Here is a 12,285-nt window from a genome sequence, read left to right on the forward strand (position 1 = left end):
GTGCCCACCGCCAACGCCACCGTCTACATCGTCGACACCGTCCTCATGCCCAAGTTGCACCGCGCGCTCGCGCAGCACCGGGCAGGCCTCGTACCCCTTCCGCAAAAGTAAGGGGTACGAGGCCCTTGTCATGGCCGCACTTCACGCCGGTAGCGCACCGCAGACCCGGGCCCGCGCCCTGGTCCTGGGGTGCGGGCCCGGACGCAGAAGGGCGGGCTACTTCTGGTCGATGGGCAGGGCCAGGTCGGTGACCTGGTACCTGGCGGGGAAGGCGCCCTTGTCGCTGGCCTTGCCCGTGAGCAGGTCAACTGCGTACAGGCGGTAGGAACCGCCGCTTCCGATGGCGGCGAAGCCGTGGTTCATGCCGGTGGTGGCGTTGTAGTAGATGTCGAAGCCGGCGTCCGGGCCGGCGTCCAGGCCGAGGTTGCCGGTCGGCGCCAGGGTGCCGGCGTTGGCGGGGGACTGCAGGGAGACCCGGTCGGCCATCGTGTCCAGATCGAACAGCGTGGTCGCGGTGGCTGCGCTCAGGTCGTTGTTGGTGTACGCGGCTCCGGTGACACCCTTCGCGGTCGACGGCGGCATCGTCGGGTTGGTCAGAGTTCCGTCGACGGTGGTGGTCATCGGGGCGGCCGGATCGTCAAGGTTGTGCCGCAGGTTCTGTCCGGTGTCGGAGATGACCCGGAGCCGGTTGGCGGCGGGGTTGAAGTCCACGCCGAACGCGCTGCCGGCCAGGGTGACGGTCAGCTGGGAGACCTTCACGGCCTTGGCGCTGGTGGTGTTCAGGGTGTACACGCCGCCCTTGTCGCCGACGCCGTACAGCTTCTCGTTCTGGACGCGGAAGTCGATCCCGACGAGCCTGGTGTCTCCGGCCAGTCCCGAGACCTTGCCCAGCGACCAGGTCCTGGACGGCTTGTGCACGTCGAACTCGACCAGGCGCTGGTCGCCGGTCAGTCCGATCGCGTGCAGGGCCTTGTGCTGCTTGGCGGGCAGTGTCTGCGGTGCGACGCCGGACGCGGCCAGCGCGGGCGCCGCGCACAGGGCGGCCAGAACCGCCGCGGACGCGGCGATCAGGGTGCGGTTGCGCACGTTCACTCCTTCATCGTCCCCTGGGCCAGGCAGGCCGAGGGCTTATGAGGGCTTCGGGACCGCAGCCGCAGCGGACCGGTAGTTCCAGCGGATGCCACCCGCATGGCGCAGCAGACGCCGCTCGGGCTGCGCCGGCCGAGTGGGGGCACCGCGCGCCGTCTCGACTCAGGCATGGTGCGCCGTCGCCTGCGGTGACGGTGTGCTCATGGCTACAGATGCGCGAGGGCAGCCGACGGACTGCGCGGGGCTTGAGATCTCCCGGGTCGGAAGAGAACTGCACGGCCTGCGGCTGCTGGGCTGGCCCGAAGCCCTACCCCGCTCACTGGCTGCTGTTCCGGAGACGCCTTCAGCTCTGCCGTCTGAGCACCACCAAGGATCCGCACCGCACGCGGGCTGGTGGAGCCACGAGGGCGGAATTCCCTGATTTCAGCCGACATGCGCTTTTGCAACTCATGTGCAAAAAGGGGGGGGTGTTGTCTCATCCGGGCTAACGCCGCGTCGCGTGTCGCCAGGGTCTCCACACCCGCCGTCGCGACCGCGCCCACGCCTCTGAGCTGCGCATTCGCTGAACCTGTCGAGCGCTGGTACGCCGGTGGCGGGCGGTGGACGTACGCACGGCGACGCCCGGGCATGGTTTTCTTCGGCCTGCGCAGCCCTGCGTGATGGTGTGTTCCGACCTGGTCAGTCCCCGTTGCCTTTCCTGACCACGCCTGAGCAGTGCGAACCCCGGTTCGCCGCGGTGCCGACCGCCACCCGTACAACCCGTGGCGACACCGCCGCCCGCCCGATCAGGCGAGTGGTGCGCACCCAGGTGGGAAGGAAGCACTCTTTCGTGAAGGCAACACCCACGGCACCCGGCCGCCGCCGGATGCTGGACCACTCCCTGCTCGTCCTCGGCTCCGGCGCCCTCGCGACCGCCATGGCCGTCCTCGCCCTCGGCCCCGGCGTCAGCTCCGCCTCCAGCCACCGCGAGGCCCCGCTGATCGCCGGCGACCCGCGCGCCGACAACACCGACGTCTACGCGTTCACCAGCCCCGACAAGTCCGACACCGTCACGCTGCTGGCGAACTGGATCCCCTTCGAGGAACCCAACGGCGGCCCGAACTTCTACGCCTTCGGCGAGGACCTCCGCTACAACATCAAGATCGACAACACGGGTGACGGCAACGCCGACGTCACCTACACCTGGCGGTTCAAGAACCAGACCCGCGACGCGGCCGACCAGTTCCTCTACAACACCGGCCAGGTGACCACCCTGGACGACCCGGACCTGAACTTCCGGCAGGTCTACGACCTCACCGAGACCCGCGGCAGCAGGACCAGGGTCCTGCTCGCCAACGTGCCCGCCGCACCCTCCCGCGTCGGGCCGGCCTCGATGCCGAACTACGCCGCGCTGCGCGCCCAGGCCGTGCGGAGTCTGCCCGGAGGCGGGAAGGCGTTCGCCGGACAGGCCGAGGACCCGTTCTTCGCCGACCTGCGGGTCTTCGACCTCCTCTACGGCGGGAACCTGTCCGAACGTGGGCAGGACACCCTGGCCGGCTACAACGTCAACTCCGTCGCCCTGCAGATCCCCAAGAAGTACCTGGCGCTGAACTACACCCCGTCGCGCAATCCGGTCGTGGGCATCTGGTCGACCACCGACCGCAAGGGCGTGCAGGTCTCCGACTCGCGCACCGGGCACGGCGACAAGTGGAAGCAGGTCTCCCGCCTGGGCAACCCGCTGGTCAACGAGGTCGTCGTCCCGCTGAAGTACAAGGACGCCTTCAACACCCTCAACCCCGACCAGGACCGCACCGTCCAGCCGGTCGTCGACAAGGTCCTCGACCCGATCCTGCCCAAGCTGATCCAGCAGGTCTACGGCGTCCCCGCACCGCCCGCCCCGCGCAACGACCTCGCCGAGATCTACCTCACCGGCATCTGCAAGGCGTGCGGGCCGATCCAGGCCGACCTCAACGCCCACCGCCTCAACCGCGACGCCAACCTCCGCCGCATCGTGCCCGCCGAGGAACTGCGTCTGAACATGGCCGTACCCCCGGCCTCGAACCCGAACCGGTACGGCGTCCTCGCCGGCGACCTGGCCGGGTTCCCCAACGGACGCCGTCTGACCGACGACGTCATCGACATCTCCCTGCAGGCCGTCGAAGGCGCCGCCCAGACCGGACAGCTCATCCCCGCCCTTGCCGACGGCGACAAGGTCAACACCAACGAGGTCCCCTTCGGCACCTCGTTCCCGTACCTGGCCCTGCCCCACACCAAGTCCGTCAACAGCGGACCGTCGGGCATGACCACGAGCAAGGAGAGGTCGGCGGCCTCCCTGGGCGGGGCGGGAGCCGCCCTGCTGGCGGCGGCAGCTTGGCGGATGCGCCGCCGCAGCCGCGCCTGATGTGACGCCACCGCATGCTCCCAGCTCTGCGGCCGGGCCCCACCGGTCCAGCCGCAGGGCGCGTCACCTCACGCCGGAAAGACAGCTCCGATGCACTCTGATCCACGCCCTCCCGCCCGCCGCCGCTCGAGGGCTGTCGCCGTCACCCTCGCGCTCGCCACCACCCTGTTCGCCGCCGGGGCCGTACTCATCGAACCCCTCGCACCCGACACGGACAGCCGACCCGAAGCCGCAGCCTCCAGGCCCGTGAGCACGACCGCGGCCCTGGCCGCGCGGCTCCGACGACTCCCCGGCGACTGGAACACCTGGTCGGCCCTCGGCATGGCCCACATCGAGCAGGCCCGCACCACAGGCGACCCCGCTCTCCACGCGAAAGCCGAGAAGGCTCTGCGCCGATCCCTGGCGCTACAGGCCCGGGGCAACAGCGGCGCCGAAACCGGCATGGCCGCGCTCGCAGCCGCCCGCCACGACTTCGCCACCGCCCGCACCTGGGCCGACAAGGCCGTCACCAGCGACCCCTACGCCTCGGCCGCATTCGGCGTCCTGGCCGACGCCCACACCCAGCTCGGCCACTACCGCGAAGCCGAACAGGCCGTGCAGAAGATGAACGACCTACGCCCCGACGCGGCCTCCCTGGCCCGCGCCTCCTACGTCTTCGAACTACGAGGAGACACCGGGCGGGCCGCCGAACTGATGCGCCGCTCCCTGACGGCAGCCACTACCGACAGCGGGCACGCCTTCGCCCGTGCATGCCTGTCCTCGCTGGCACTCGAGGACGGCAACGCGGACCTGGCACTGAAGGAAGCCGGCCAAGGCCTGCGCAGAGCCCCGAACGACCCCGCCCTCCTCGATGCCCAAGCACGCGCCCACGCTGCCCTGGGCCACGCGGAACAAGCCCTCGCCACCTGGCAGCGGGCCGCGGACATCGCACCCTTGCCCCACCTCCTGCTCGCCCTGGGCGAGATGCACCAGTCCCTCGGACACGACGAGGAAGCCAAAGCCCCCTACGCGCTGCTCAAGGCCCAGGACACCCTTCGCGCCGCCGCCGGAACCCCGCCCGACACCGACGCCATCCTCTTCGAAGCCGACCACGGAAGCCCCGAACGCGCCGTGACCATGGCTGAACAAGCCCTCCGTACACGCCCGTTCGTCGCCGTGCACGACGCCTACGCCTGGGCCCTGCACCGCGCCGGCCGAGATCGCGAAGCCCTCGAACAAGCCGACCGAGCCCTCGCCCAGGGCACCGCGAGCCCACTGTGGCACTACCACCGCGCCGCCATCCACCACGCACTCGGCAACAGGCAGGCAGCCGCTCGCGACCTGGACGTGGCCCTCACCCCGGCCCCCGCACTCCACCCGCTGCACGCCGCCCAAGCACGTGCCCTGCTCGAACGAATCGGCACCCGCCCATGATCCGTGCCCATCACACCCTCACCTCAGCCGCCGGCCTGCTCATCACGGCATGCTGCCTCGTCACCCCGGCCACGGCAGCCGCACCGGCGCATCCGCTGGGCAACTTCACCGTCAATTACCACACCGGCCTCGCTCTCCACCCGGACCGCATCGACGCCACCGTCATCGTCGACCGCGCCGAGATCGCCGCAGTCCAAGAACGTCCACGCATCGACACCGACCACGACGGCACCCTCAGCGATGCCGAAACCGTTCGGTACGCGACCACCAGCTGTGCGGTGCTGGCCGGCCAACTCCGCCTCAGCACCCCCGCCGGCCCGGCCCGCTGGAGCACCCAGACCGCCCGGCTGACCTGGCAACCGGGCGAAGCCGGTCTGAAAACCAGCCGTCTCACCTGCGCATACACCACCGCCGCCCCCCTGGCGCGCGGCGGCGACATCAACGTCCGCACGGGCTACGACACCACCCGGATCGGCTGGCGTGAGATCACGGTCAAGGGCACCGGGCTGGCCATCACCGGCACCCAGCTGCCTGCCGTCTCACCCACGAACGAACTCCGCCGCTATCCGCCGGACCCGCTTGCCACCCCACTGGACCAGCGCACCGCCGAACTCCACACCACACCCTCCACCGAAACACCCGGCACCACCGTGCTGCCCGGCGCCCCCGCCGTCGGGCAGGCAACCGACCGGATCGCCGCCTGGTTCGACTCCCTGGTCGCCCGCCGCGAACTCACCATCCCCGTCGGGATCCTGGCACTCCTGCTCGCCCTCGTCCTGGGCGCCTCCCACGCCCTCCTGCCCGGCCACGGCAAAACACTCATGGCCGCCTCCCTCGCCGGCCGCCGCGGCACCCGCCGTGACGCCGTCACCGTCGGCGCGACCGTGACCCTCACCCACACCGCGGGCGTCCTCGTCCTCGGTCTCGCCCTACCCGCCGCCACTCACCTCGCAGGCGAAACCGTGCTGGCCTGGCTCGGCACCGTCAGCGGACTGGTCATCACCGGCATCGGCCTGTGGCTCCTGACCAAAGCCCTGCGCAACAAGCCTCACCACCACCATCATCATCATCACGGTCATCACCATGGACCCGGGCACCACCACCATGACCACGACCATGACCACGACCACGAGAAGCATCGCTCCGGCGATGAAGCCCCGCCCATTGCTCCTGTGCCCACCACTCGTACCGCCCCCTCCTCCGCGGCATCAGGCAACACTCGCACCCTGACGGCACCGGCACCTGCACCGGGTGAACGACACGATCACGCGCCACCCGGTCACGCCCACGTCCACCGCCGAGAGGGACGGGCGACCTTGATCGGCATGGGCATCGCCGGCGGCCTCGTACCCAGTCCCTCCGCGCTCGTCGTCCTGCTCGGAGCCGTTGCCCTCGGCCGCACCGTCTTCGGAGTTCTTCTCGTCCTCGCCTACGGCCTGGGCATGGCAGCCGTCCTCACCCTCGCCGGACTTCTCCTTCTCCACGTCAAGCACCGCCTCCAGGCCGTCAGCAATGGACACCCCCGCGCCCGCAGGCTCGTGAACACCGCCGCCCGCGTCGGACCAACCGCCGCCGCACTGCTCGTCGTCGTGGTCGGCATCGGGCTGACCCTACGTGCCCTTGCGACCTGAAACCCCCGGCAAGACGGTATGGGCTGCCTCGCCCCTCGACACCGAGCCTTTTTCGAAGCCAGGGCTGATCACGCTCCCGAAGAGGTCATGGGACCGCGCCTTGGAGCCACGCGGCTTCCTGGAGGCGGGTCCACTGGGCTGATACAAGGTGATCGACCGCTCGCATCCACCACGTACAACCCAGCCCCATCAACGCCCCGATGAAACAGCCGGGTTGGATAGGGATTACCTTCTCGGGTATGGATCATCAGGGAGATCTTCGTCGGGCAGCGCTTGAGTTGGGCATCCCGGACGACGAGATCAGCAGGTTCAGCCGGCACCTTCGTCTGGCGATCGGACTGTCCGGGGGCGGCGACGGTTCTCCGGTCGGGCACATCGGTGGGTTGCCCCGGCTGCCGGTGGGAATGAAGTGGCCGTCCACCGGGGGCATTCCGTTGCCGTTGCTCCTTTCCGTCGATTGCGGGGCGCTGCCGAGGGTCGAGGGCTTGGACCTGCCGGCGGACGGGACGCTGCTCTTCTTCGTCCACCAAGAGATGGACTCCGGCACACCGCGGGCCGATCCGGGCCAGTACGCGCGAGTCGTGTACGTACCGGACGGCACCGAAACCGCGGTCGCGGAACCTCCCGACTCCGCGTGCGCCGGCGGGCGGATCGATGTCTGCGCCGAGCTCAGAGCCGATCTGCCCCTTTGGCTCGAGGAGGGCGACGAGGAAGAGGACTGGCACGAGTTCTGGGAGGATCTCGAGTGGGACGACATGTCACCCTTCCAGCAGCAGTTGGCCCGGTACATCGAGCGTGAGCTACCGCACCTGGACGAACTTCGGTCTCTGGCCCACGGCCTCTGGTCGTCCGGTGCTTACCTCGTCATCGGCGGGTACGCCGATGACGAGGCGACGGTCGGCAGCATTGCGGCGAATACCCTCGCGGAGGGGGAATGGCTTTCCTGTCCGGACGAGGACACGCTTCGGCTGGCGAGCGAATGGATACCACTCGCCAATGAATCCCGGGTTTACGGGGAGTACTACACGAAATTTATGATCCGGCATGACGACCTGGCCGCCGCTCGGTGGGACAAGGCGCTGACCGTGACCATTTCCGAGGCCCCGTGACCAGGTTCGACGCACCTGTCCCACTGGGGCCGGCGAAGGCCGCTCAGAAGGCTGTCCAGGCGTCCGCGTCAATGGTTACGACCGGCCGGTGGGGTTCTTGCCGTCGCGGACGTGAGCAGTGTTCCCCATCCGGCCCGTGCCCATTCCGCCGCAGTTCGCGCGCATCCTTCGTGCACACATCGACCGCTTCGGCGTGGCGCCGGACGGGCGGCTGTTTCGGAACAAGGACCGCGATTATGTGGACGCCTCGGCCTATGGTGCAACGTGGGCGCAGGCGCGGGAGTACGTGCTGACACGCGTGGAGGTCGGTTCCGGGCCGGCCAAGCGGCCCTACGACCTCCGCCACGCGGGCATCTCGTTCCGGTTGTACGCCGGGGCGGACCCGGCCGAATGCGCTCGTCGCGCGGGCCGGAGCGTCGGGGTCCTGTTTCGTCACTACGCCAAGTCCCTGGGCGGCGTCCGGGAGCGCGCCGACCGCCTCAGCGCGCAGCCCCTGGAGGAGTGGGACCGCGTCAGCCGGGGCGAGGCGCCTGGGGGGTGAGCCGGGGCTGTGGTTCGTGACCGGTCCGGAAGAACCGGTCAGGAGCGGGATGCCGGTGGGATGAAGTGGGAGCCTCAGGGTAAACGCGACCCTCCCTCGGGAAGGGAGGCGAGAGGCGCCTGCCGGGCGAAACCCCAGGTCAGGCGCCTCTCTTCGTGCCCCTGGAAGAAGCCAAGCTTCTTCGGCGAGTAGCTCTGGAGGATGTCCTTCGTCTGCTGGTAGTGGTCCAGCATCATGCGGTGGGTCTCGCGGCCGATGCCGGACTGCTTGTAGCCGCCGAAGGCGGCGTGGGCCGGATAGGCGTGGTAGCAGTTGGTCCAGACGCGGCCCGCCTGGATCGCGCGGCCGGCGCGGTAGGCGGTGTTCGTGTCGCGGGTCCAGACGCCGGCGCCGAGGCCGTACAGGGTGTCGTTCGCCGTGCGGATCGCGTCGTCGAAGTCGGTGAACGAGGCGACGGCCACGACCGGGCCGAAGATCTCCTCCTGGAAGATCCGCATGCGGTTGTCGCCCTCGAAGACGGTCGGCTGGATGTAGTAGCCGCCCTCCAGGTCGCCTCCGTGGCCCACCTGCTGACCGCCCGTCAGGATCTTGGCGCCCTCCTGCTGGCCGATCTCCAGGTAGGAGAGGATCTTCTTGAGCTGCTCCGCCGACGCCTGCGCGCCGATCATCGTCGCCGGGTCCAGCGGGTGGCCCGCGACGATCGCCTCGGTGCGGGCGACCGCCGCCTCCATGAACTCGCCGTAGCAGCCGCGCTGGACGAGCGCCCGCGAGGGACAGGTGCAGACCTCGCCCTGGTTGAGGGCGAACATCGTGAAGCCCTCCAGCGCCTTGTCGCGGAAGTCGTCGTCCGCCGCCCACACGTCGTCGAAGAAGATGTTGGGCGACTTGCCGCCCAGCTCCAGCGTCACGGGCTTCAGGTTGGCGGAGGCGTACTCCATGATCAGGCGGCCGGTCGACGTCTCGCCGGTGAAGGCGACCTTCGCCACCCGGGGCGAGGAGGCGAGCGGCTTGCCGGCCTCCTCGCCGAAGCCGTTGACGACGTTGAGCACGCCCGGCGGGAGCAGGTCGGCGACCAGGCTCAGCCAGTAGTGCACCGAGGCCGGCGTCTGCTCGGCCGGCTTCAGCACGACCGCGTTGCCCGCAGCCAGCGCCGGCGCGAGCTTCCACACCGCCATCAGGATGGGGAAGTTCCACGGGATGATCTGCGCCACGACCCCCAGCGGCTCGTGGAAGTGGTACGCCACCGTGTCCTCGTCGATCTGGCTGAGCGTCCCCTCCTGCGCCCGCAGCGCACCCGCGAAGTAGCGGAAGTGGTCGATGGCGAGGGGGATGTCGGCGGCGAGGGTCTCCCGGACCGGCTTGCCGTTGTCCCAGGTCTCCGCGACCGCGAGGGCCTCCAGGTTCGCCTCCATCCGGTCGGCGATCCGCAGCAGCACCCCCGACCGCTCCGCCGGCGCCGTGCGCCCCCACGCCGGGGCGGCCGCGTGCGCCGCGTCGAGGGCGCGCTCGACGTCCTCGGCCGTACCCCGGGCGATCTCCGTGAACGGCTTGCCGTCGACCGGGCTCGGGTTCTCGAAGTACCGGCCGCCGGCCGGGGCGACGTACTCGCCGCCGATCCAGTGGTCGTAGCGCGGCTTGTACGCCATGAGCGCGCCCTCGGTACCGGGTGCGGCGTAACGGGTCATGGGCGGACCTCCCTGCGGGTCGGACGGATCCGGTCCCCGCGCGCCACCGGAGGGGCGGGCTCGCGCGGAGGGCCGGACGGTGCGCGCCGTCGTCACGACCGGCGCTGTCTCACCGCCGAGTGTGCGGAAGCGGACGTTGCAACCCCGTTGCACCGGCCGACAGTTCCGCCTCCAGCCGGTCGAGCCCGGCCAGCACGGGCGCCAGCTGGGCGGCCGGCACCGCCGCGCTCAGCGCCCGCCACACCTCCACCTCCTCCTCGCCCCACGCGCTGTACGCCCAGTCCGCGAGCAGCAGCGGGTCCGCCCGCGCCACCAGCGCCGCCCGCGCCCGGTCCGCCAGCCGCTCCCGCAGCCGTACGACCCCGGGCGCGGCCGACCCCGGCAGCAGCGGGCCCGCGTAGTCACGGGCGGCCGCCGCCACCGCCCCCGAGGCGAGGCGCCGGTCCACCGCGGCGAAGTCCGCGTCCACCGGACCGGCGAACCGGTACGGACGCGAGCGCAGCAGCTCCGGGCCGAGCAGCGCCCGCAGCCGGGACAGCTCCGCGCGCAGCGTCACCGGCGGGACCGACTCGTCCTCGTACAGCAGCGTCAGCAGCTCCTCGCCGGTCACCCCCTCCGGGCGGTGCGCGAGCACCACCACGATCTCGCTGTGCCGCCGGCTCAGCCGCAGCCGCCGTCCGTCCACCGCCAGCAGCGCCTCGTCCCGGCCCAGCGCGGTCAGCAGCGGCCGCCCGGGCGCCGGGTCGGGGGCGAGCAGCGCCAGCTGGGCCTCGGCCGCCCGCGCCACCGCCCGTACGAGACCGAGGCTGTGCGGATGCGCGAGCCCCGCGCCTCCCGTCAGGTCCACCGCGCCGAGCAGCCGCCCGCTGCGCGGGTCGTGCAGCGGCGCCGCCGCGCACGTCCAGTCCCGCACCGGCGGCCGGAAGTGCTCGGCCGCCACCACCTGCACCGGCCGGCCGACGGCGAGCGCCGTCCCCGGCGCGTTGGTCCCCGCGGCCGCCTCCGCCCAGCCGGCGCCGGCCACGAAGTTCATCCGCCGCGCCTCTCGCAGCGTCGCCGGGTCCCCCTCCACCCACAGCAGCCGGCCGCCCGCGTCGCACACGGCGAGCAGATGCCCGCCGTCCCGGGCGTCCGCGCCCAGCAGCTCCCGGATCACGGGCATCGCCGCCACCAGCGGATGCCCCTCCCGGTACGCCGCCAGCTCCTCCTCGTCCAGCTCCATCGGCGCCGCGCCGTCCCGGCTGACCCGGGCCCGCTCGGAGCGCCGCCACGACTCCGCCACCAGCGTCCGCACCGCCTGCCGCGCGCCCGGCCGTGCCGGGGCCCCCGGCTCGCGCCGCCCGCCCCTCCGCGTCGTCGCTTCGCTCAATTCGGCCTCCTCGTCGAGGTCGTACGGCTCCCAGGCGCACATCGTCGTGTCCCGGACCGCCGCCGACAAGCACCCGGACGGGGGCGCATATGCCGCCTGTCCGGGAGCGGTCGCCCCGGCGACGGACCGACGGGCGCGGACGTGTCGGAACCCCCGGCTGTCCCTCCTGGCGCGCGGAGCTGACCGGCCCCGTGGCGGCGGACGCCTTCTCCGCCCGGCGGCTGTCCGAGTGGACCCTGCTGCGGGCCATGACCCTGGGCGAGCCGTGGGACCCCGCGGCCCTGCTCGCGGCCACGGACCGGCTCCAGCTCCGCACGGCCGGGACCTGCCCGTCCGCCCGGGCCCTGACCGCCCTGGCCGCCGACGGCCGCACCCGCCGGATCCGTGCCGCCGCGGCTTCCCGCCTGCCGACGGTCGGCGGCTGACGACGGACCGCGGGCGGCCTTGACCTCAACCAAACCTGAGCTTCTACGGTGACCGTGTTCCGCCGATCACCCGAACGCGAAGGAGACGCACGTGAACGCGACGCTCAAGGACTACTCGCGGCAGCAGCTGGCCGCCCAGCCCATCGGTGCCTGGACCGGCATGGCCTTCCGGCTGGTCGTCGGCGCCCTGCGCGAGCAGCTGGCGGTGGAGGGCCTCACCCAGCCGCACTGGTGGATCCTCAACCACGCCGCCGGCTCTCCCGGCCGGTGGAACCGCGAGGAGCTGACCGAACGGCTGGTGCCGTGGGACGACGCCCGGACCGACTTCCCGCGCGTCTTCGACGACCTCGTCGCCCGCGGCTGGCTGACGGAGGACGAGAGCACCGGACGCATCGCGCTGACCACGGAGGGGGAGGAGGGCCGGGCGCGCGCCCGGGAACGCAACCTCCGCGTCCACCGGCAGGTGCACGAGGGCATCGACACGGCGGACTTCGCGACCACGATCGACGTGCTGCGCCGCGTCGTCGCGAACATGGGCGGCGACGGCAACCTGCCCGATTGAGGCAGGACACCCGGTCGGTGACGGGATCCGGCCGACGGAACGGTCGTGCTCGGTGGGCGCGGGATCCCGGCCGAGCTCTAG

General features: G+C 71.4%; 9 protein-coding genes and 1 pseudogene. 7 read left to right on the forward strand and 3 right to left on the reverse strand.

The genetic code is table 11. The annotated features are described in order from the left end of the window. Nucleotides 1-216: 216 nt before the first annotated feature. Nucleotides 217-1,086 carry a DUF4394 domain-containing protein gene (locus IE321_RS38180; protein WP_190226292.1) on the reverse strand — a complete coding sequence of 290 codons (870 nt, stop codon included), beginning with the start codon at nucleotides 1,084-1,086 and terminating at the stop codon, nucleotides 217-219. A gap of 868 nt (nucleotides 1,087-1,954) precedes the next feature. On the opposite strand from IE321_RS38180, the gene IE321_RS38185 reads away from it, so the two are divergent. From IE321_RS38185 to IE321_RS38205, 5 genes are all read left to right on the forward strand, one after another. After that, nucleotides 1,955-3,469, forward strand: a complete 1,515-nt coding sequence (locus IE321_RS38185) for a DUF4331 domain-containing protein (protein ID WP_190226301.1) — start codon at nucleotides 1,955-1,957, stop codon at nucleotides 3,467-3,469. 246 nt (nucleotides 3,470-3,715) lie between these two features. Then, complete coding sequence (locus tag IE321_RS38190; protein ID WP_229916753.1) at nucleotides 3,716-4,882, forward strand: tetratricopeptide repeat protein; 1,167 nt, start codon at nucleotides 3,716-3,718, stop codon at nucleotides 4,880-4,882. After that, a complete protein-coding gene (locus tag IE321_RS38195; protein WP_190226294.1) occupies nucleotides 4,879-6,513 on the forward strand; it encodes a nickel/cobalt transporter in 1,635 nt (544 codons plus the stop codon). The genes IE321_RS38190 and IE321_RS38195 overlap by 4 nt, the downstream gene beginning before the upstream one ends. A gap of 239 nt (nucleotides 6,514-6,752) precedes the next feature. Beyond that, complete coding sequence (locus IE321_RS38200; RefSeq protein ID WP_190226295.1) at nucleotides 6,753-7,622, forward strand: DUF1963 domain-containing protein; 870 nt, start codon at nucleotides 6,753-6,755, stop codon at nucleotides 7,620-7,622. Nucleotides 7,623-7,758: 136 nt separating this feature from the next. Continuing rightward, nucleotides 7,759-8,163, forward strand: coding sequence for a site-specific integrase (locus IE321_RS38205; RefSeq protein WP_190226296.1), 405 nt, complete (start codon nucleotides 7,759-7,761; stop codon nucleotides 8,161-8,163). 164 nt (nucleotides 8,164-8,327) lie between these two features. Here the strand turns inward: IE321_RS38205 and exaC are convergent. Both exaC and IE321_RS38215 read right to left on the reverse strand, forming a co-directional pair. Further along, nucleotides 8,328-9,848, reverse strand: a pseudogene (gene exaC / locus IE321_RS38210) (acetaldehyde dehydrogenase ExaC); the annotation flags it as partial. 109 nt (nucleotides 9,849-9,957) lie between these two features. Further along, complete coding sequence (locus IE321_RS38215) at nucleotides 9,958-11,259, reverse strand: GAF domain-containing protein (RefSeq protein ID WP_190226298.1); 1,302 nt, start codon at nucleotides 11,257-11,259, stop codon at nucleotides 9,958-9,960. Nucleotides 11,260-11,408: 149 nt separating this feature from the next. On the opposite strand from IE321_RS38215, the gene IE321_RS38220 reads away from it, so the two are divergent. Both IE321_RS38220 and IE321_RS38225 read left to right on the forward strand, forming a co-directional pair. Then, nucleotides 11,409-11,642 carry a hypothetical protein gene (locus tag IE321_RS38220; protein ID WP_190226299.1) on the forward strand — a complete coding sequence of 78 codons (234 nt, stop codon included), beginning with the start codon at nucleotides 11,409-11,411 and terminating at the stop codon, nucleotides 11,640-11,642. Nucleotides 11,643-11,733: 91 nt separating this feature from the next. After that, a complete protein-coding gene (locus IE321_RS38225; RefSeq protein WP_190226300.1) occupies nucleotides 11,734-12,204 on the forward strand; it encodes a MarR family winged helix-turn-helix transcriptional regulator in 471 nt (156 codons plus the stop codon). Nucleotides 12,205-12,285: the final 81 nt, after the last annotated feature.

This window comes from Streptomyces hydrogenans (assembly GCF_014656075.1).
GTDB lineage: Bacteria > Actinomycetota > Actinomycetes > Streptomycetales > Streptomycetaceae > Streptomyces > Streptomyces hydrogenans.

Bases quoted from the DNA above. Each gene is read 5' to 3' on its own strand.
- IE321_RS38215 (WP_190226298.1), bottom strand. From the start codon at position 11,259: ATGTGCGCCTGGGAGCCGTACGACCTCGACGAGGAGGCCGAATTGAGC.
- IE321_RS38195 (WP_190226294.1), top strand. From the start codon at position 4,879: ATGATCCGTGCCCATCACACCCTCACCTCAGCCGCCGGCCTGCTCATC.
- IE321_RS38185 (WP_190226301.1), top strand. From the start codon at position 1,955: ATGCTGGACCACTCCCTGCTCGTCCTCGGCTCCGGCGCCCTCGCGACC.
- IE321_RS38200 (WP_190226295.1), top strand. From the start codon at position 6,753: ATGGATCATCAGGGAGATCTTCGTCGGGCAGCGCTTGAGTTGGGCATC.